Origin of the sequence: Caballeronia sp. INML3B, from assembly GCF_023631305.1 — a bacterium.
GTDB classification, from domain to species: Bacteria; Pseudomonadota; Gammaproteobacteria; order Burkholderiales; family Burkholderiaceae; genus Caballeronia; species Caballeronia turbans.
This window is the reverse complement of record NZ_JALQDI010000073.1, coordinates 45852-64136: the sequence shown is the minus strand read 5'-3', so window position 1 is coordinate 64136 and position 18285 is coordinate 45852. Positions and strand designations below refer to the sequence as shown.

23 protein-coding genes are annotated in these 18285 nt (G+C 61.4%); 4 read left to right on the top strand and 19 right to left on the bottom strand.

Annotated features, from left to right (window positions below; genetic code table 11):
* Positions 1-40 precede the first annotated feature (40 nt).
* From NCS58_RS29350 to NCS58_RS29320, 7 genes are all read right to left on the bottom strand, one after another.
* Complete coding sequence (locus NCS58_RS29350) at positions 41-259, bottom strand: hypothetical protein (protein WP_250538937.1); 219 nt, start codon at positions 257-259, stop codon at positions 41-43.
* Positions 256-537 carry a hypothetical protein gene (locus tag NCS58_RS29345; protein WP_250477642.1) on the bottom strand — a complete coding sequence of 94 codons (282 nt, stop codon included), beginning with the start codon at positions 535-537 and terminating at the stop codon, positions 256-258. The genes NCS58_RS29350 and NCS58_RS29345 overlap by 4 nt, the downstream gene beginning before the upstream one ends.
* A gap of 13 nt (positions 538-550) precedes the next feature.
* Positions 551-745: a hypothetical protein gene (locus tag NCS58_RS29340; protein WP_250477643.1), complete on the bottom strand. Its 195-nt coding sequence runs from the start codon at positions 743-745 to the stop codon at positions 551-553.
* 178 nt (positions 746-923) lie between these two features.
* Positions 924-1253, bottom strand: coding sequence for a hypothetical protein (locus tag NCS58_RS29335; RefSeq protein ID WP_250477645.1), 330 nt, complete (start codon positions 1251-1253; stop codon positions 924-926).
* Entirely contained in the window at positions 1247-1630 is a 384-nt protein-coding gene (locus NCS58_RS29330) for a hypothetical protein (RefSeq protein WP_250477646.1), read from the bottom strand. The genes NCS58_RS29335 and NCS58_RS29330 overlap by 7 nt, the downstream gene beginning before the upstream one ends.
* 428 nt (positions 1631-2058) lie before the next feature.
* Positions 2059-2634, bottom strand: coding sequence for a hypothetical protein (locus tag NCS58_RS29325; protein WP_250477647.1), 576 nt, complete (start codon positions 2632-2634; stop codon positions 2059-2061).
* A 319-nt stretch (positions 2635-2953) separates the two neighbouring features.
* Positions 2954-3595 (bottom strand): DNA ligase, encoded by a 642-nt coding sequence (locus NCS58_RS29320; protein WP_250538936.1) that lies wholly within the window; start codon positions 3593-3595, stop codon positions 2954-2956.
* 474 nt (positions 3596-4069) lie between these two features.
* Between NCS58_RS29320 and NCS58_RS29315 the strand changes: the two genes are divergently transcribed.
* Positions 4070-5170 carry an MFS transporter gene (locus NCS58_RS29315; RefSeq protein WP_311766302.1) on the top strand — a complete coding sequence of 367 codons (1101 nt, stop codon included), beginning with the start codon at positions 4070-4072 and terminating at the stop codon, positions 5168-5170.
* A gap of 7 nt (positions 5171-5177) precedes the next feature.
* On the top strand, positions 5178-6914 hold the full coding sequence (dld, locus tag NCS58_RS29310) for a D-lactate dehydrogenase (RefSeq protein WP_061118927.1): 1737 nt from the start codon (positions 5178-5180) through the stop codon (positions 6912-6914).
* 9 nt (positions 6915-6923) lie between these two features.
* On the opposite strand, the gene NCS58_RS29305 is transcribed toward dld, so the two are convergent.
* Genes NCS58_RS29305 through NCS58_RS29295 form a run of 3 tightly spaced genes read right to left on the bottom strand, consistent with a single transcriptional unit; the run spans position 6924 to position 9855 of the window.
* Positions 6924-7817 (bottom strand): tyrosine-protein phosphatase, encoded by an 894-nt coding sequence (locus NCS58_RS29305; RefSeq protein WP_061118926.1) that lies wholly within the window; start codon positions 7815-7817, stop codon positions 6924-6926.
* Positions 7814-9121: an ATP-binding protein gene (locus tag NCS58_RS29300; RefSeq protein WP_061118925.1), complete on the bottom strand. Its 1308-nt coding sequence runs from the start codon at positions 9119-9121 to the stop codon at positions 7814-7816. Before NCS58_RS29300 ends, NCS58_RS29305 begins: the two co-directional genes overlap by 4 nt.
* 5 nt (positions 9122-9126) lie before the next feature.
* Positions 9127-9855 carry a response regulator gene (locus NCS58_RS29295; RefSeq protein ID WP_061118924.1) on the bottom strand — a complete coding sequence of 243 codons (729 nt, stop codon included), beginning with the start codon at positions 9853-9855 and terminating at the stop codon, positions 9127-9129.
* Positions 9856-10096: 241 nt separating this feature from the next.
* Between NCS58_RS29295 and NCS58_RS29290 the strand changes: the two genes are divergently transcribed.
* The gene (locus NCS58_RS29290) at positions 10097-10846 is read left to right on the top strand and encodes a response regulator (RefSeq protein ID WP_061118923.1); all 750 of its coding nucleotides are present in this window, start codon (positions 10097-10099) and stop codon (positions 10844-10846) included.
* Positions 10847-11404: 558 nt separating this feature from the next.
* Here the strand turns inward: NCS58_RS29290 and NCS58_RS34535 are convergent.
* The 9 genes from NCS58_RS34535 to NCS58_RS29250 form a co-directional block, all read right to left on the bottom strand.
* A complete protein-coding gene (locus NCS58_RS34535) occupies positions 11405-11626 on the bottom strand; it encodes a TNT domain-containing protein (RefSeq protein WP_086961174.1) in 222 nt (73 codons plus the stop codon).
* Positions 11627-11836: 210 nt separating this feature from the next.
* Entirely contained in the window at positions 11837-12634 is a 798-nt protein-coding gene (locus tag NCS58_RS34395; RefSeq protein ID WP_250538935.1) for an RHS repeat-associated core domain-containing protein, read from the bottom strand.
* The gene (locus NCS58_RS29280) at positions 12628-13944 is read right to left on the bottom strand and encodes a hypothetical protein (protein ID WP_250538934.1); all 1317 of its coding nucleotides are present in this window, start codon (positions 13942-13944) and stop codon (positions 12628-12630) included. Before NCS58_RS29280 ends, NCS58_RS34395 begins: the two co-directional genes overlap by 7 nt.
* Complete coding sequence (locus NCS58_RS29275) at positions 13944-14471, bottom strand: DUF6531 domain-containing protein (protein WP_250538933.1); 528 nt, start codon at positions 14469-14471, stop codon at positions 13944-13946. The genes NCS58_RS29280 and NCS58_RS29275 overlap by 1 nt, the downstream gene beginning before the upstream one ends.
* Before the next feature lie 4 nt (positions 14472-14475).
* On the bottom strand, positions 14476-14934 hold the full coding sequence (locus NCS58_RS29270) for a hypothetical protein (RefSeq protein WP_143756436.1): 459 nt from the start codon (positions 14932-14934) through the stop codon (positions 14476-14478).
* Between the two features lie 317 nt (positions 14935-15251).
* Positions 15252-15920, bottom strand: coding sequence for a flagellar basal body L-ring protein FlgH (locus NCS58_RS29265; RefSeq protein WP_250538932.1), 669 nt, complete (start codon positions 15918-15920; stop codon positions 15252-15254).
* A gap of 20 nt (positions 15921-15940) precedes the next feature.
* Positions 15941-16561 carry a hypothetical protein gene (locus tag NCS58_RS29260; protein ID WP_061121330.1) on the bottom strand — a complete coding sequence of 207 codons (621 nt, stop codon included), beginning with the start codon at positions 16559-16561 and terminating at the stop codon, positions 15941-15943.
* Between the two features lies 1 nt (position 16562).
* Positions 16563-16745: a DUF6726 family protein gene (locus NCS58_RS29255; protein WP_061121331.1), complete on the bottom strand. Its 183-nt coding sequence runs from the start codon at positions 16743-16745 to the stop codon at positions 16563-16565.
* Between the two features lie 3 nt (positions 16746-16748).
* The gene (locus NCS58_RS29250) at positions 16749-16916 is read right to left on the bottom strand and encodes a hypothetical protein (RefSeq protein ID WP_250478102.1); all 168 of its coding nucleotides are present in this window, start codon (positions 16914-16916) and stop codon (positions 16749-16751) included.
* Positions 16917-17320: 404 nt separating this feature from the next.
* Here NCS58_RS29250 and NCS58_RS29245 point away from each other — a divergent pair, with 404 nt between their 5' ends.
* Positions 17321-18280 carry an ABC transporter substrate-binding protein gene (locus NCS58_RS29245; protein WP_061121333.1) on the top strand — a complete coding sequence of 320 codons (960 nt, stop codon included), beginning with the start codon at positions 17321-17323 and terminating at the stop codon, positions 18278-18280.
* Positions 18281-18285: the final 5 nt, after the last annotated feature.

Genomic DNA, 18285 nt, shown 5'->3' with positions numbered 1-18285 from the left:
CTACGCTTGCTGAGACAGGCTTATCTGCAGTGCAAACACTCTACGAGTTAGGGCGTTGCAGCGTTCGAGCCGTCGCACAGACATAGTCGGCGACTTCAGACAGCGTCATCGTTTCGCGCATCACTTCCAACTCTTGCCAATTCCCGCTGATGAACCAGTTCGCGTTACCGGGGACGTCCATCCCGATTCGCTTCATCTCGAGAAGTTCAGCGCGCAAATCGGTGACGATTTTTGCAGTACCGGTTTTCATGTCGATCACCAATTCGCGCCGTGTTTCTTAACGCACTGATTTTGGACGATCAGCTGCGTGTCACTCGGGCTGAAGTTCTTCAACTGCGCATCGTGATAGATCATCGCGATTAGCGCGGACTTATCTTTTGCAGTGTCGTGAGCCTCTTGCTCGGGCATGCCAATATCGCGCCCTTGTGTCACTAGCGCCGCATATCGGCCTTCCGTATAACAGACCGGACCGGCATGAACGGGCGCGGCGGCGACGATAGTAGCGGCGGCGATGATTGCGGTAAGCAGCGTTTTCATCTGAGGTTCCTCGTTATTCGGTGATGGTTTTTTGCACGACCCAAAAACGGCCGTAGTATGCCGACATCGACATGCCGACCTTGTAGGGCTTGCCGCCGTTCGCGACAACGTGTTCGTCGATCAGCATGTACGGGTTCGCGTCGTCCTCGACGATCTGATCGTACGTCGGATATATGCCGCGCCTGTCGGTTATCGTTACTCGTTTCATGCATGCCTCGCGGTCAGTAATTTTTGTTTCGCGGCCGTCATCGCCGCCGACAACTACATATTGTCAAGCGAGGTCAGGAAAGCACACGACTTCAGCAGTGCAAACACTCTAAAACCCGCGCCCAACAAAAACCCCGCTCGGCGGCGGGGTTCAGGTTGTACGACTAAGCGAGCGCGCGTCAGTCGTCTTCGAGAAAAACGATGCAGCGCGACGCAATCGCGAGCGGCGTGTCGGGATCGGCTTCCTCGCCGTCTGCAGTCGAGCCTACCCATAACGCGCGGCCGACGATCAACGGAGCAGGTATGCGCGAACAGGCGAAGGCGCCGCGGCCTTCGCGCTGATACTCGTCGACATAGAGCACATCGGGACCCGTGTCCCCAAGTTGATAACCATCGACATACTTGCAGTCGAGCAGCGCATAAACAGGGGCAAGCGAGTTGCGATCGCCGCGGTCAACGAGCGTGACCGTTCGTGCAAGCGGATCGATCAGATAGGCCCCGTTCAACATGCCTTCCGCTTATGCAGCGTGGTACGCGCCTCAACAAGGTGTTCGACCGGCAGCACCTTTCCAATAGGTTCATCGGGCGCGCAGGCGTTCTGCGTGTAGTCGATCCGGTCGAGCAGGAGCGCGAGCGTCGCGATGCACGCATGCGAGTCGGCTTTGATGACCGTATCGACTAGCTGCTTGAACCGCGCCATCGGTACGGCGGCCAGACCGAAGCCCGCGATTAGCGGCGTAATCTGCGCGACGCGTTCGAGGTCTCGGCGTGCAACTAGTATGTTCTCGGATTGAGGCGCGGTCGTATCGAGCAAGCCGCGCAAGGTAACGGATAGCTCGTACGCTTCGAGCATCGTTTCTCGGAGTTGTTCATCGGCATTGTTCATTATTACTCTCTCAGTCTGTACGCGTCTAATGCGGCGCGGGCTTGATGTATTACAGGGGCAGGCAGTACAGCGCCGATCTGTTCTGTCAACGTACAACGTCGGCTTGTATAGTCCACATGCGAAAGTATGAGCGCAAGCGCTTCGGAACACAGTATCGGATCGGCGTTCACGGTCTCTTTCTGAAGGCGGTTTTTGCGCCTTGAAGGTTTGGGTTTAGGGGGCAGCTTTTTTAGCGCCATTGCGTAACCCGCTACCAATGGCACGATGGACAGAAACCGACTGATTTTGGCACGCGGGACACTCACGAATTCGGGATCAGCTTTAGCGCTACGCACTACCATCCCGAGTTCGACGCATAACTCGTATAGTTCGAATATGTAATCGCGCATGACTAGATCAGGTGATGACTTTTCCATCGAAACTCCGTTCTATGGTTGAAAATACTCTCGCGCGGGATCGCCGTTGTCACGTCGCCGGCCGGTTTGTGGATGGCGAATCCATTGCTGTGGTTCGCCTTCACCGCTCCAGCTTTCGAGGGCGTGCTTAGCTGCGGCGCGGGTTCGATAGTAGTAGGCATCCGTGTGGCCATACGCGTGGACGCCAACGACCAGCGCGACAAGCCAAGGGTTGATAATCTGCAACGCGGCGATGCGGCCATCGTCGAGCACCTTGAACGGACGCTCGTATCCCATTGCGAGCAGGTTGTCGTCGATTGCATCGCCGCAAAACGCTGGGGTTAATACATCGAAGGTTGAAGCGAGTTTGATATCGAGCGGAGCGAACCCGTCAAATATTGGAGTGCCGCTGTCATGCTTTAGTTTGACTTCGTCCCATCGTCCTTCTGAATCGCGATATACGAGGCGCACGGCTGGCGTAAGTATCGCAGCGAGGTCATCTTTAATGATGCGGTCCATATCGTTGGTCACGCTTCGACAGCCGCTGCAATCACGATCGACGAGACAGATATAGTCGGTCACAAAGAACGTATAGTAGCGAGCGTTCATGGCTTGCCTCTCGCCTCTGATCTGCCCTTACTCGTCATCATCGTTCTCCGTTGGATTAACTGTTGGACGATCGAAGCCCCCCAAGACTTTTAGAAGGCCGGGAAAATAGACATCGCATCGCTCAGTCATTGAGGCGTTGCGCCTCGGACAATCCGCGAGTTCTGAGCCTAGATCGGTCATTGGGAAGTGTTCGCCAAACCTAGCAACCAGCCTGGACAACCGATATCGACCGAGCCTCTCACAACGGGAACAAGCGACCTCGATATGGGTCGCTCGCGTGGCAACGTCGCCAAGACTTACGCTTCCGTTTGCCATATGCTTATTTCCGCCCCCATCCAAGTGCAGCAGGCCGACTATAGGACGCGTATTTAATTTTTAGCCAATCGTTTGATCGTCCGCGCTGATAGGGAGCGTCGAGCCGCTTTGCAACCATCCCTTCAAAGTCGTGCGCTTCGACTTGCTCGAACACCCACGCGCCGGCCCCGACAACGCCGGTCACATAGGCCAGCGTATGGGCATTCTCGAATGAGTCGCGAAGCGCTTCCTTTCTGGCAAACAGTGGCAACGCGCGTAAGTCTCGTGCCCCGGCCGCGAGCATATCGAAGACATACAACCGGGCGGGATGCTCACGCAAGGCCGCGCGTACGCGCATCTCGACCTTTGTGCCGGCGCGCAACTGCAGGCGTTCGAACGAGGACTTGCCGGACATTTCGTCAACGGTTAGCTCTGCGTCCCATACGAAGTCGCCGGGGACAGCGCTAACGGCTTCGACAATATCGGGGAACGAGGGATTCATCATGTTGCCTTGACGTGAAATCAACTCAACGCGCGTGCCGACCTTGCGAGCGAGGCAACGATAGCCGTCGTAGTTCAACTCATAAAGCCAGTTCTCTCGCGCGAACGGCGCACGCGTAAGGGTGGCTAACAAGTCTTTGGCATCGATCAGCGGGATCGAGGTCATGCCGTCGCTGGCGGTACTCGAGCGCTGATGTAGCCATATTTGGCCCAAGCGTTGTTTGGGTCGCAGCCTGAGTAGGCGCAGAAGTGTTCGAAGTCGTCTAACGCGGTATGCCCATGTTCGTTAGGCACGAGGGGGCGAGCTTGAAGCAGATCGGCCAGTAACTGATCCGGGTTTCCGTAGCACATTGCGCGACTCCGGTATGTCCGGGCGCCGTACGCGTGAACGGTCACGGTGGTGGCGTGAACGTTCGCGGTGGTGGGTACGAGCCAGACACTTTGTCGAATTAAATCAAACGTCTGTTCGCCATTTATGCCGCTTGACGAATCGCGATTCTATCGTATAGGTTACAGCAGACCGCGAGTGCGGGTTAGTACCTATAAACGCTCATCGCCTTTTTTTTGTCTTTCTGCTAACTCATCGTTCCCGTCCTGCTAACTCGTCTCGACGTGCGGTTTACATTCCGTCCGTTAGCGTGTGCCGAGCAATATCCTCCTGCATCGCGTGGGTGCGCGCGTGTGGATCAGCCGCATCATGGTGACATGGGCGCTGGTGTCGGCGGCGTCGCTCTTCGTGAAGACGCCCGCGATGTTCTATACGCTCCGCTTTCTGCTCGGCGTCGCCGAGGCCGGGTTCTTTCCGGGCATCGTGCTGTATCTGACGTACTGGTATCCGGGTACGCGACGCGGCCGCATGAACGCGCTCTTCATGATCGGCATTCCGGTGGCGGGTGTGGTCGGCGGGCCGCTTTCGGGCTGGATCATGCAGGCGTTCAATGGCGTCCACGGCTTGTCGAACTGGCAATGGCTCTTTCTGCTCGAAGCGCTGCCGTCGCTCGTGCTCGGCATCCTGACGTTGTTCTTGCTGCCGAACGGCATCCGCGCTGCGTCCTGGCTCGGCGAGCAGGAAAAGCAGCTTCTGGAAGCCAACATCGCACGCGATGATTCCGCCGGCGCGGATCATTCGCTCAAGCGCGTCGTGTCGAACGGCCGCGTGTGGCGGCTCGCCGCGATCTACTTCTGCTGCATGATGGGCCTCTATGGCGTGAGCTTCTATCTGCCGACGCTCATCAAGACGGCGGGCGTGAAGGACGCACTCGACGTCGGCCTGTTCACCGCGATTCCCTATGCGGTCGCGATCGTGTCGATGATGCTCGTCGCGCGCTCTTCCGACCGCCGCAACGAACGCCACTGGCATCTCGCGCTCGCGGGCATCGCGGCCGCAGCGGGCTTTTACGCGAGCACGCTCCATACGGGAAACCTCGCGCTCGCGCTTGTCACGCTGTCGCTCGGCACGGCCGGCGTATTGTCGATGATGCCGGTTTTCTGGACCTATCCGAGCAGCGTGCTGACCGGCACCGCCGCGGCAGCCGGCATTGCGATGATCAATTCGATCGGCAACCTCGCCGGCTTCGTGAGCCCGTCGATCATCGGCTGGATGAAGGATGTCACGCACAGCACGAACGCCGGTCTCGTCGTCGTTGCGGGAGCGCTCGTCGTCGGCGCGGTGCTGACGCTCACGCAGCGCGCAACGGCGGGGGCGCCGCAAGAGTCGTCTTCGGAACCGCGCCGCGCGTGAGGCCATCATGTCCGATACCGCCCTCTCCGCCCTTTCGTTCGGCGCGTCGCGTGCGAGCTTGCTCGCATCGCTCGGCGATGTCGCCGGCACGCACAACGTGCTCACAGGCGACGATGAAACGCGCCGCTATCGCACCGGCTACCGCTTCGGCAGCGGCCGCGTTCTGGCGGTGGTGCGGCCCGGCACGCTCGTCGAGCAATGGCGCGTGCTCGCCGCATGCGTCGCCGCGCGCGCAATCGTCATCACGCAGGCGTCGAACACGGGTCTGACGGGCGGTTCGACACCCGATGGCGACGACTACGATCGCGACGTCGTCATTGTCAGCACGACGCGCATCAAACGCGTGCATCTGATCGAGGGCGGAAAGCAGGTGGTGTGCATCGGCGGCACGACGCTCGATCAACTCGAACGGGCGCTCAAGCCCCTCGGACGCGAGCCGCATTCGGTGATCGGCTCGTCGTGCATCGGCGCATCGGTGCTCGGCGGTATCAGCAACAATTCGGGCGGCTCGCTCGTGCATCGCGGGCCGGCTTATACGGAGATGGCGCTGTTCGCCGCCGTCGATGCATCGGGCGTGCTGCGCCTCGTGAATCATCTGGGCATCGAACTCGGCAGCACGCCCGATGAGATTCTGTCGCGCATCGAAAACGGGACATTCACCGATGCCGATGTTCGTGATGGCGCGGCCGCTTCGGATCACGATTACGCGACGCACGTCCGCGATATCGACGCACCCACGCCCGCGCGCTTCAATGCGGACCCGCGCCGCCTGTTCGAAGCATCCGGTTCGGCAGGCAAGGTGATGACGTTCGCGGTGCGTCTCGACACGTTCGCCGCGGAGCCAGGCGCGAAGGTGTTCTACATCGGCACGAACGATACGAACGTGCTGACCGACATTCGACGGCATGCGCTCGCGAACTTCACGCATTTGCCGATTGCGGGCGAGTATCTGCATCGCGATGCGTTCGACATCGCGAAGAGATACGGCAAGGATCTCTTCGTCATCATCGACAGGTTCGGCACGGATCGATTGCCCCTCTTCTTCAATCTGAAGACGCGATGCGATGCGTGGTTCGAGCGCCTCGGTGTCCTGCCGAAGCATATGAGCGATCGCATGCTGCAGTGGGTGAGCGAGCGTCTGCCCGACCATCTGCCGGCGCGGCTCAACGCGTATCGCGCACAGTACGAGCATCATCTGATGCTGAAGGTGCCGGCAGCGGGCATCGAGGAAGCACGCGCGTTCCTGGCCCAGCGTTTCGCGAACGGCGGCGGCGCGTATTTCGAATGCACCGACGAAGAGGGCCGCAAAGCCTTTCTGCATCGGTTCGCGGCGGCAAGCGCGGCGGTGCGTTATCGCGCGGTGCATCACCGCGAGGTCGAGGATATCGTCGCGCTCGATATCGCGCTACGGCGCAACGACCGCGACTGGTACGAGCGCTTGCCGGAGAAGATCGAGCGCCCGATCATTCTGAAGCTGTATTACGGGCACTTTCTGTGTCATGTGTTCCATCAGGATTACATCGTCGCCAAGGGCAACGACTGCATGGCGCTCGAGCACGAGATGCTCGCATTGCTCGATGAGCGTGGCGCCGAGTATCCCGCCGAGCACAACGTAGGGCATCTGTACGAGGCGAAGCCGCAGCTCGCCGCGTTCTACAAGCAACTCGATCCGTGCAATTGCTTCAATCCGGGCATCGGGAAAACGTCGAAATTTGCGGCGTATCGGGAGCATGCGCAAGCCTGAGCGTCCCGTCTACGCAATCAGCTTCGCCCGCAACATCGCCACATCCGCACTATTCATCGACAAGCCCTGCGCGAGATAGCGGCCGAGCGTGCCGAATTCGCGATGCATTTCTTCGAACGCCGCTTCGAGCGTCGCGCTTTGCGCCTGATACAGCGGCGCGACCGTCTGCGTATCGGTGCCGAGTCGCGCCGCATGCGCCGTCATGCGTGCGTCGATCTGCGTCTGTGCCGCCGTGTTCGTCAGCAGATAGTCCTGGATGATCACGTCGAGCGGCACGCCCGCGATGGAGAGCAGAAGCGCCGCCGCCCAGCCGGTGCGGTCCTTGCCCGCCGTGCCGTGGATCACCTGCGGCCCCGACACGCGCGCGAGCCGCGTCAGGAGCAAGCCGAACTGCAAACGCGCGACCGGGTCCGTGACGAGCTGACGCTCACGCTCCACGATCCACGCGCTCGCGGCAGCGGCGTCGGCCGGACTCGCCGCGGCAACGTCGATCGGCGCGATCTCGTGCGTCTCGCGCACGGCGCCCGATGGCAGGTGATCCGGCGCGATCGAAGCTTCTCCTAGGACGCGAAGATCATGCACCGCGCGCAGCGACAGGCGCGCGAGCGCAGCCGCGTCCGCATCGTCGGGCGTGAGCGCGCCCGAGCGATAGAACATGCCGCGCCGCAAGCGTGCGCCATCGACGGTCGGATAGCCCTCGCCCATCCCGGCAATATCGCGGAAGTTTTCGATCGTGGACAGCTTCGGCGTGTCGGTCACGTTCTGGCCGTCGCTCGCGCCGCCGCACGCCGATAGCAGCGCGCCTGCGCCGAACGTGGTCGAAAGCAGCGCCGCACGCGCGCCGCGGCGAATGAAAGCACGGCGCGACAACGGCGTCGTGCACATGGACGAAACGAGCATCATGTTTCTTCGAAGGGAATGACGATGCGCACGATCAGCCCGCCGCCTTCGGCATTGCCGATCTCGCAGCGGCCGCGCTGCTCGCGCGCAAGACGTTCGACGATGGTGAGCCCGAGCCCGCAATGCCCGTTGCCGCTGCGCGCTGGGTCGAGCCGCACGAAGGGCCGCAGCACGTCATCGAGACGCTCATCGGGAATGCCGGGTCCGTGGTCGCGCACTTCGATCAGCCAGTCTCCGCCCTGCCGCGCGGTGCGGATTTCGACAGGCGGCTCGCCATGCTCGAGCGCGTTGTCGACGAGATTGGTCATCAGGCGATCTATGAAGGTCCGCGGCAACCTGAATGTCTCGCCCGCTTCGAGCGACAGCGCGAACAAGGGTTCGTCGCCATCTTCGGGCGATGCGAACTGCTCCGCGATGAACGCATCGACACCGGTCTTCGCGCTCTCCGACGACGACCGGCCCGCGAATTCGAGGAACTGCTGCACGATGCGCGTCATCGAATCGATATCGCGCAGAAAATGCGCGCGCTCGCGTTCGTCTTTCGCGAGCACGGTCGCGCGCAACGACAGGCGCGTGAGCGGCGCCTTCAGATCGTGCGCGATGCCGGCGAGCATCACGGCGCGATCGTCGTCGGCGTCGGTGAGTTTCTTCATCATCTGATTGAACGCGCCGATCAGTTCGCGCAATTCGCGCGGCCCGTTTTCCTCTACGGGCACCGGCCGTTCGCCGCCACCGAAGCGGCGCGCCGCCTGCGCGACGCGTGCGAGCGGGCGTTGCAGTTGCCACGTCGCGATGAGCGAGAGCACGAGCGCACCGGCGAGCAGCACGACGCCCTCCGTGATGAACGGCGCGGGCGGCGGCAGATCGATCGGCGTGACGATCCACACGTTGCTCGACGGATAACGCACCCAGAGCCGCGACTTGTTATGGCCATCGATATCGACGGCGATCTGCGAGCCCGGCGGCAACCGCTCGGCGAGCTGGCGCGCGAGGTGCGCATGGCGCGTCTTCGCGGCGTCGCGCAGCGTGAGCGGCTCGGGCATGTTCCACACCGGCACGAGATGCACGCGCGTCTCGCGCATGAGCCGTCCGCCGAGCGCGACATCGTTATGCGCCGCTTCCAGCACGATGAGCAACGCGCGCGCGTAACCATCGGCTTCCTTGTGCGGCCCTTGCACGTGCAGAATCGCGAACCATCCGCCCTGAAGCGCGAGCAGCACGCAGATCGACACGATCGCCATGCGGCCGAACAGCGTGTCGATGAAACCGCGCGGCCTGCGCGCGGACTCCCAGAAACCCGGACGCATCGTGGTTACGCCTCGGTCCAGCCGGATGCCGGAGCGTCCGTGTCGGGGACGAATACGTACCCCTGCCCGCGCACGGTCTGCACATGACGCGGATGCGATGGATCGTCTTCGATGAGGCGGCGCAAACGCCAGATCGGCACATCGAGGCCGCGATCGCGAAAAGGCAGATCGTCGCGATGCACTAGATCGTGAATCAGCACGCGCGACAGCACCTTGTACGGATGCTTGATGAACACCTTGAGTAGCGCGAATTCGCTATCGCGCAGCGCGATGCGTTCGCCGCCGCTCGATAGCGAGCGCGTCACGAAGTCCACTTCGAAGCGCCCGAAGCGTTCGCGCGGCGCGGGCTCCGGACGGCTCGGCGCGCTCGCGCGCCGCCGCAGCACCGCCTCGATGCGCGCGAGCAGTTCGCGCGGATCGAAAGGCTTGGCGAGGTAGTCGTCCGCACCCGACTGCAGCCCCGCGATCTTTTGCGGCACGCTGTCGCAACCGGTCACGAAGATCACCGGAATGTCCTCGCCCGCCGCGCGCAGATCACGCAGCGCGCGCAGGCCGTCGATGTCCGGCATCATGATGTCGAGCACGACTATGGACGGACGTTCGAGTGTAAGCCGCCGCCGCAGGCCGCCGCCGTCGTGGAGGACGGAAACGTCGATGCCTTGCGCGTTGAAGAAGCGGCGCAGCAGATCGCGCACCGCGGGGTCGTCGTCGACGATAAGAACCGATGTAGACATCTCAAAATTTTATTCGGCCTTAATTCCTTATCGCGCTTCGTACGCCTGGCGCGACATTACGGATGTTTACGGAACGCATTGCGGACGCCAGAAACGTGTGAAGCACGCGCGTGCTATCTCGCGCGGACCCGCGTACGTGGGAGAGCCGCCGGCGCATCGTCGTTGAAACGCGCCGTAACGGAAAGAAATGGAAAGTTCGCGGCCATCGCGACGGCATCGGGCTTGCGCTTAGAATCCGCCCATGACACCCCATGTACTGATGGTCGACGACGACCCCGTTGTGCGCGATCACGTTCGCGACTATCTGCGGCAGCACGGCTTCGATGTCTCCGTCCTGAGCGATGGAACGGACCTGAAGCGCCGCGTGCAGGCCGAGCGTCCCTCGATGATCGTGCTCGACGTCATGATGCCCGGCAAGGACGGCATCAGCGCGCTGCGCGAGTTGCGCAACGCGCGCGACGATATCCCCGTGATGCTTCTGACGGCGCGCTCGGACGTGCTCGATCGCGTCATCGGGCTCGAACTCGGCGCGGACGATTATCTCGGCAAGCCCTTCGATCCGCGCGAACTGCTCGCACGCATCCGCTCGATCCTGAGGCGTCGCGAGCCCGCGTCGCCGGTCGTGGCGAGCGCGCCTGAGATGCGGCCGGCCTATCGCTTCGGCCCGTTCGAAATGGACTTCGGCACGCGCGAACTGCGCCGCGATGGCGAGCGTATTGCGCTGCGCTCGGGCGAATTCGCGCTGCTCAAGACGCTCGTTAAAAACGCGATGGTCGTGCTCACGCGCGCTGAGTTGAATGAAAAGATGCGCGGAAACGGCACGCATCGCGATCGCAGTCTCGATGTCGCGATCTGGCGGTTGCGGCGGCTGCTCGAGATCGATCCGTCGGAGCCGCGTTATGTGCAGACGGTTTGGGGGCAGGGGTATATCTTCGTGCCGCATGGCGATCCGGCTGCGGCTGGGCGGATTGCGGCGGGTGGTGGCGGTTAGGACGTTGATGAACGCGTGTTGGCGAATGAGCACTTCATTCGTCACGTCAAGCAAAGTTGAGCGTTGGACCGATGGGAATCGCGATTAAGTCTGTCCCGCTCGACTCCCAAGCCCGCCGAATTCGCGCTGAGGCAGCGCGTCAAGGTCGTCGCGGATCGGCCTGCGATTCCCACTGAACAAGATAGAGCCAAAGGCCGCCGCGTCAGCGGCCCGACGCCGTTATTCTGCCTGCTCCAATAAAAGCTCTCTCCTGAAAACCTACGCTTGTCTTTAAGGCCCATTGGATTTTCTGCGGAGTGGATCATCAGCAATAGGGACGCTTTTCGCGTTCCCTTGAGTTATCGTCCTAACATGTGCTTCAGTCTTTCAAAGAATTCACTACAAGCTTCCGCTTCGTCGGGATACGACCGCTCTTCGGTGCGCTGACCGCGCTCGCTATAAAAAATCCTCCAAGTCTTTCCTTCATGAATCAAACAAAGCGATTCGTCTGATACTTCATCAATTGAATAACTGTCCTTAGGAAAGTCAGTTGATTCCAACACTCTAACTAGTTCGTGTTTATTCACAATTACTCTTTACCTCACGCAAGTGACCAGAATCGATGAGCTCCTGTACTGATCGTGGCAGAAGATATTGAATTCCCCCGCCGGGTTCACCAAACCATGCTGCAATCTTGCTCGCTTTAACTTCCTCTATAGGCTTGACTACCTCGTAGGTGTAATAGGGTTTCGTGACATCGGTTCCTGGCGGCAAGGCTCGTATCGGGTATGGCGTCCCTATCGGTGATGTCTAACTACCGCCAGGATAGCCATAACGATCGATAAGCGTCCCCGGCTTCAAGGTGATAGTGCTAACGGGCCCTGATGCGCCGTCATTGGGCGGCCAATACGGAACAATCTCATTAGTTAAGCCTGTAGGGTCGATCCACCCGAATGTATTTGGCGCAAACTGATGTGGATTAACGCGGCCGTGCAGGCCAATCGGATCTTGCTAGATGAAGTTGCCGGTCTGGGAGTCAAAGTACCTATACCGGTTGTACCTCAGTCCCGACTCATCGTCCGAGTATTGGCCTTGGAGGCGGATCGGCTGGTCGATTGTATGCGTCTGGATATGATCAACCGCGCCCGTTACACCATAGTGTGCCTCCCAAGCGATCTGCCCGTCGTCGGTGCGTAGTCTCACCGGTGCGCCGTTCGAGTCGTTCTGATAGTAGAACATTTCAGCACGCGGCGCACCTGCGGCCTCATCTATCGAGACGGCCTGCATCGCCAGCGGCTCGAAGCTCTTCAGGTGGTAAGCATAGAAGCGGCCCTCGTTCTTGGAGCGTACATGACGGCTCTCGCCCGCCATCGCATCGCCGTCCCACAGAAAGCAGCGGGTCTGCACCTCGTCAGGCTGCGCGGTGTAAAGTCTTCCCAGCGCCTCCTTGCAGATACGCCTCCCCAGCGCGTCATAGCGATACGCCCACTGCTCGTTACGCGTGTTCTCGAACTGCACGAGCCGACCGAACGCATCCCACTTGAAACGCTGCACGCCCGACCGGTGATAATGCCGCTCGATGAGTTGTCCCGCCGCATCGAGCCACCATCGCGCGCCGCCGTCGTGCTCTATCTGCCGTCCATCCTTGTTCGCATACTGCCTGCTGAAACGATCGCCTTGCCTGTCATATACGAAGTGCCGCAACGTCTGCGCAGGGTCCGTATGCGCCACGATGCGCCCTAACGGATCGTAGCGATAGCGGTCTGTGCCAAGCCGCGAGTCGTCGCGCTCGGTGAGATTGCCTAGCACGTCGTAACGGTAAGCGACCTGATCGACAATCGCCCGGCCTCGTCATAGACGTACTCGATCGCTCCCGAGAATGACGCCTGCTGCTGCGTCTCACGCGTCAGTCGGCCATCGGTGTCGTAGGTGCGCTCAACCGTGCCGTGCGCGTTGCTCGCTGTGGTCAGTTGGCCCTTGCGGTTATAGGCGTAACACTCTTCCTCGCCCGTCTGCGCGCTGCGCTTGACGACTCGCCCCAAGGCATCGCACTGAATCGCGAGCGCCTGCCCCAACGGATCAATGGAGCGCGTCAAATGTCCGGCGGGGTCGTAAGCGTAGCGTCGCGCCTGACCCCAGTAGTCCACTTCCTCGATCAGCCGGCCATTCCCATCGCGCTTGAGTTGCCACTGCTGCCCGAGCGGATTGCTCACGCCGACAAGTTGTTCCTCCGTATCGTAGTGATAGCGCGTCACGCTGCCATCGGGATCGGTGCGCGTGTGCAGCCGCCCTTGACCGAAATAGGTATAGCTCGTGAGTTGACCGGCTTCGTCGGTATAGCGGATCAGATTGTCTTGCGCGTCATACTCGCAAAGCACGTCCCGCGAACCGGGCAAATGACACGCGCTCAAACGATTCTTGGCGTCCCAGCGATAAGACGTGGCGTCTTCACCGGGCGCTTCTCGGCGCAGCAGATTGCCGCGCGCATCGTGCGCGAGGCGGATGCTTCGGCCCGCCGCGTTGATTAATTCGGCGAGATAGCCGAACGTGTCGTAGATGAGCGTCGTGGGTTGTTTGGCCGCATCGTCGACCCGCACGAGCTGGCCGCGCGCATCGTATTCGAACGCCGTCTCGATGCCTTCGGGCGTGGTCTGTCGCACCAGATTTCCGCGCGCATCCCACGCCTGTTTCCATACGCCGCCCTCGGGATCGGTGATCGCGACGGGTCTGAGGGTTTCGTCGTACTCGGTGCAGACGCGGCCTCGATCGGGGAGCGTCTGGCTCACGACATTGCCGAAGTTGTCGTATTCCCACGTCGTGCGGTTGCGCGCCGGATCGACCATCGACGTGGTGCGGCCCAATCCGTCGTAGTGGTAGCTGGAGACACCGCCCATCGGATCGGTCAGCATGATCGGCAGGCCGCGTGCATCGGCTTGCAGGAGTGTCACGCCGCCAAGCGAATCGATGATGCGTGTTTCCAGATGCGTCAGGTCGTACTCGAAAAGATAGTCGTACAGCCCACCATCGCCCCACGCATGATCGACGCGCCAGAGACCATCGTCGTGATGTTGATGCGAGTAATAGAACGACAGGCCGTTACGATCCGTATGGCGCACCATCAGGTGACGATGCCGCCGATTTCGTCGTCGTGCTCGAACAAATCGAGGCGGATGTCAGCAGGCGTGCGCCAGCCGTGGCCCGCCGCGCCCGGCAACATGTCATGGCTCGCGTAGTAGCGATGCCACACGAGCGGCAAACGCCCGCGCACGGTGAAGTCGCGCTGCTCGACGATCACTTCGCCAGTCACGCCATCGACCGGTTCACCGAAGGCACGCTGGCAGACGCTGCTGAGGAACCTGCCCCACTTGCCATCGCCTAGTCGATCCTGAATCGCCCGCGATACGTCGCAGAACTTCGGCTTCTGGTTCATCGCGTGGGCGTGTGCGGCTTGCATCGCCATGCCCGCGAGCGCCGCGATGCTCGGCACCGGTGGACCGCCAACCAATACTGGGCGTGAGGCGGGAATCGGCAGCATCATCGAGGTCGGCAGCGAGGCGGAGCCGCGCTTGCTGTGTTCAGCGTTGTGAGAGAGCGAAAGCATCCCCACGAACCAGCAACTCAGCGCGGGCAACACGGCGTAGGACATCGGGTCACCGTTGGCGCGCACGGTGAGGCTGCCAAGGAACGATTCGCTGTTGCTGGATGGCCGGGGCGCGTCGGGGCCCGTGAACGTGCCGCCAATCGGGAAATGCAGGCCGGGAACATGAATGGTCTGGGTGCCCGCGGTGGTGCGCATCAGGCCGTTGACATGGATAGGGTCCACCGCCTCCGCCAGCGGCGCTCTGCACGGCCATCGCCGCCACGCCGACCGCCGCCGCGCCAAAACTGCGCATGCCCATCTTGACGATGGAGGCCGCGCCCATCGCCATCATGCCCATCGACACCATGTTGCCGACGCCCTCTGGCAAGAGGCTCAGGTACTCCATCGGATCGAACACCATGCCTACGTGCGGATGCGGCAGCGGTAGCGTGGGGCCTGCGAATGTCTGGATCAGATGAACGTCCACGCCGATGACCGGCGTCAGGTGGGTAACTGCAAGCAGCGCCATTACGCGTGGCCTCCCGTTTCGGGAGCCAATTCCCCGGCGAACTGTTGCGATACGTCCGGATGCCAGTTATTCATTCTCGCTTTCGCGCCTGAGAGGAATCGAACCGTCTTTCTAAACCACGGCTTAAATCAAAGCAAACCTAGTAATCCTAATCAATGCACCAAAAATCCCGGATGACTCTCGTGGGGGACACACACGGAATCACGCTGCAAGCGGTTCATCCGATCGACGCAGACCATCTGCGATGGCAAAAAGCGAAGCTCGTCAGCGCTGGATTTCGCAAACCACGCGCAGGATCAACGCGCCCCGCATCACCATCAGAAAGTCAGCACACTCATGAACAGCCGCTGCAACCACCCCATCGTCGTCGAATCCGCGAGCATTCCCACGCCCGCCTGCTCGATGCGCGCATTCGCCACCTTGTTCGACGCCACGTAATTCCCCGCCTCGATATCCTTCGGATTGACGATGCCGGAGAATCGCAGCCGGTCCTGATTGCCGCTCATCGCGATGATCTTGTCGCCCGCGACCACGAGATTGCCGCCCGGCAACGTGCCGATGACCGATACCGCGAGCGTGCCGCTCATCGCCGAACGATTGCTGGTGCTGCCGTTCCCCTTGAACGACGTATCCGCCGAGCCGACATTGAAAAGACGCGCGAGCCGCGCCGCCGCCCCGCTCGACTTGTCGGCGGCCTCGGCGCTGATGCTGCTCGCGCGGGTCGCGCTGGCATCCGCGGTATTGCTGCCCTGGTACGACTCCGCGAGCCGGATCGTCAGCACGTCGCCGACCTTCTGCGCGCGCGAAGTCTCGTAGAGCGATGCCGAACTGCCCGCCTGATAGATCGCGCCCAGCGTGTTGACGTTGACCGGCTGCGCGACGGCCGGCGCATAAGTCGGCATCTCGACGATCGAGCGCGACCCCGACGACGAGCACGCGGCGAGCGCGAGCACGAACGCCGCGCATGGCATTGACGCCAGTTTCATGAACAATCCTCTCCTTCGATTCAGGGCGCGTCGTGAACGGCGGCGAGCCGCCATCTGTCGGTGGTATCGCGCAGCCACGCTTCGTAGGCCTTCAGGCGATAGATCACGCGCGCCGAGGCCGCGGCGCCGTTCGCCTCCAGCGTGATCGAGCTCGCCGCGTTCTCCCATGTCCGCGTCTGGTAGCCGTTCGCGCGCTCGACACGACTCCCGCCGAACTTCGACGTCAGCGCTTGCGCGAAGTCATCGGCCACGCGCGCATCGATCACGAACGACATGCGATAGAGCCGCGGCGACGCATCGCCCGGCATCGCCATGAAGCGCAGCACGTGATCGCGCGCGGGCGTGCCATCGACGACCGCCAGCGATTCGCTCCATCCGTTTTGCGTGCGATGCGCCCATTTGCAGGCGATCGACAGGCTGTGCGCATCGCGCAGCACCATGCCGAGCGAGGCGGCCTCGAGGTCCGTGTCGCATACGGCGACGCTGCCCGGCGGCGTCGCGCGCGCGGGTTCCTCGCGACGGAAGGCATCGAGCGAAATGCCGAGCCGCAGGCCGCGGAAGTCGAACGGCTTTTGCGCCGCGGCGAATGCGGGCATCGCCATGCAAGCGAGCAAGGCGCAGCGAAGGAACGTTCGCTTCATGTCAGTCGATGGCGGTGGCGCAGGCATCGAAGGGCGTGGACGCGGCATGACCCACGACCGGCACGATCTTCAGCGCGGCAGATGTCACGCGGCACGGCAACGCGGCGAGCGCGCAGCCGTCGAGCATGAGCGGACACGCCGCGAGCGCGGCGCACGCGAGCACGAGACGAAAGAACGTCGCCATGATTCACGCGGTCGTGTCGACGTGATTGCCGAGATGCGCCGGATTGCTCGGCGTCGTCTTCGCCTTCGGTGTGGCGGTGTCTACGGTCGGGTTATCGCCACCCCGCTTGATGGGCAACGTGTGCGACGACGTTTGCGTCGTGTGTTGAGTGCTCGGGCCAGTGACGTTCATGCTGCGCGCTCCTTGAAGATGAAAGACCGTTGCGGATTGCAACGGGGCAATCTTCCATGAGCCCGCGATGTGACGATCGCGCGAAAAAAACACGCTTTTCGCGGGTGCTCACGAGGCATTACGCCGGTGTTACCGGTTCTTTCCACTTCGTTCGAAACGATGCTGCAATGCGGCGAAAGCCGCGAGATGGTATGACTGTTTCGCCCGAAAAAGCGGGTTAACGTGAATTAAAAGTGGCCGGATAGCTTCATATAGTCAATCTATCTCGGCGCCGTTGCATCGGCAGTATAAAAACCCAAATACCGGAACGGCAAAGAGATAAATAGAACAACGAATTAACAGGTTATTCCAGAATCACTCGAACAAAGTCGAATAAATAGCCAACGGATGGAGGAACCACTGACATGAAACGCCGCACCGTGTTAGTCGCGATGGCCGCCGCGCCCCTGAGCGCCATGCTCCCGCTACCCGCCTTCGCACAGAAGCCGATCGTGCTCGGCTTCGCGCAGGTTGGCGCCGAAAGCGAATGGCGCACTGCGAACACCGAGTCGATCAAGTCGAGCGCGAAGGAGGCGGGCATCGACCTCAAATTCTCCGACGCCCAGCAGAAGCAGGAAAACCAGATCAAGGCGATTCGCTCGTATATCGCCCAAAAGGTCGATGTGATCGCGTTCTCGCCGGTCGTCGAAACCGGCTGGGAAACGGTGCTCGTCGAAGCGAAGAACGCGAAGATTCCCGTGGTGCTCACCGACCGCGCCATCAGCAGCAAGGACGAGACGCTCTATGTCACGTTCATCGGCTCGGACTTCACCGAGGAAGGCCGCAAGGCGGGCCGGTGGCTCGTCGAGAAGGAGAAAGGCAATCCGGGGCCGGTCAATATCGTCGAGTTGCAGGGGACAGTGGGTTCCGCGCCCGCGATCGATCGCAAGAAGGGCTTCGAGGAAATCATCAAGTCCGATCCGAAGTTCAAGATCATCCGTTCGCAGACCGGCGACTTCACGCGCGCGAAAGGCAAGGAAGTGATGGAAGCCTTCCTCAAGGCCGAAGGCAAAAAGATCAACGTGCTCTACGCCCACAACGACGACATGGCGATCGGCGCGATCCAGGCGATCGAGGAAGCCGGCATGAAGCCCGGCAAGGACATCATCATCATTTCAGTGGATGGCGTGAAGGGCGCCTTCGAAGCGATGATGGCGGGCAAGCTCAACGTATCCGTCGAATGCAGTCCGCTGCTCGGGCCCCAGTTGATGTCGGTCGTGAAGGACATCAAGGCCGGCAAGTCCGTGCCCAAGCGTATCGTCACGCAGGAAAGCATCTTCCCGATGGAGGTCGCGGCGAAGGAATTCCCCAATCGCAAATACTGATCTCC

Bases quoted from the DNA above. Each gene is read 5' to 3' on its own strand.
- NCS58_RS29345 (WP_250477642.1), bottom strand. From the start codon at position 537: ATGAAAACGCTGCTTACCGCAATCATCGCCGCCGCTACTATCGTCGCC.
- NCS58_RS29340 (WP_250477643.1), bottom strand. From the start codon at position 745: ATGAAACGAGTAACGATAACCGACAGGCGCGGCATATATCCGACGTAC.
- NCS58_RS29335 (WP_250477645.1), bottom strand. From the start codon at position 1,253: ATGTTGAACGGGGCCTATCTGATCGATCCGCTTGCACGAACGGTCACG.
- NCS58_RS29330 (WP_250477646.1), bottom strand. From the start codon at position 1,630: ATGAACAATGCCGATGAACAACTCCGAGAAACGATGCTCGAAGCGTAC.
- NCS58_RS29325 (WP_250477647.1), bottom strand. From the start codon at position 2,634: ATGAACGCTCGCTACTATACGTTCTTTGTGACCGACTATATCTGTCTC.
- NCS58_RS29320 (WP_250538936.1), bottom strand. From the start codon at position 3,595: ATGACCTCGATCCCGCTGATCGATGCCAAAGACTTGTTAGCCACCCTT.
- dld (WP_061118927.1), top strand. From the start codon at position 5,178: ATGTCCGATACCGCCCTCTCCGCCCTTTCGTTCGGCGCGTCGCGTGCG.
- NCS58_RS29305 (WP_061118926.1), bottom strand. From the start codon at position 7,817: ATGATGCTCGTTTCGTCCATGTGCACGACGCCGTTGTCGCGCCGTGCT.
- NCS58_RS29300 (WP_061118925.1), bottom strand. From the start codon at position 9,121: ATGCGTCCGGGTTTCTGGGAGTCCGCGCGCAGGCCGCGCGGTTTCATC.
- NCS58_RS29295 (WP_061118924.1), bottom strand. From the start codon at position 9,855: ATGTCTACATCGGTTCTTATCGTCGACGACGACCCCGCGGTGCGCGAT.
- NCS58_RS29290 (WP_061118923.1), top strand. From the start codon at position 10,097: ATGACACCCCATGTACTGATGGTCGACGACGACCCCGTTGTGCGCGAT.
- NCS58_RS29280 (WP_250538934.1), bottom strand. From the start codon at position 13,944: ATGGTGCGCCATACGGATCGTAACGGCCTGTCGTTCTATTACTCGCAT.
- NCS58_RS29275 (WP_250538933.1), bottom strand. From the start codon at position 14,471: ATGTCCTACGCCGTGTTGCCCGCGCTGAGTTGCTGGTTCGTGGGGATG.
- NCS58_RS29270 (WP_143756436.1), bottom strand. From the start codon at position 14,934: ATGGCGCTGCTTGCAGTTACCCACCTGACGCCGGTCATCGGCGTGGAC.
- NCS58_RS29265 (WP_250538932.1), bottom strand. From the start codon at position 15,920: ATGAAACTGGCGTCAATGCCATGCGCGGCGTTCGTGCTCGCGCTCGCC.
- NCS58_RS29260 (WP_061121330.1), bottom strand. From the start codon at position 16,561: ATGAAGCGAACGTTCCTTCGCTGCGCCTTGCTCGCTTGCATGGCGATG.
- NCS58_RS29255 (WP_061121331.1), bottom strand. From the start codon at position 16,745: ATGGCGACGTTCTTTCGTCTCGTGCTCGCGTGCGCCGCGCTCGCGGCG.
- NCS58_RS29250 (WP_250478102.1), bottom strand. From the start codon at position 16,916: ATGAACGTCACTGGCCCGAGCACTCAACACACGACGCAAACGTCGTCG.
- NCS58_RS29245 (WP_061121333.1), top strand. From the start codon at position 17,321: ATGAAACGCCGCACCGTGTTAGTCGCGATGGCCGCCGCGCCCCTGAGC.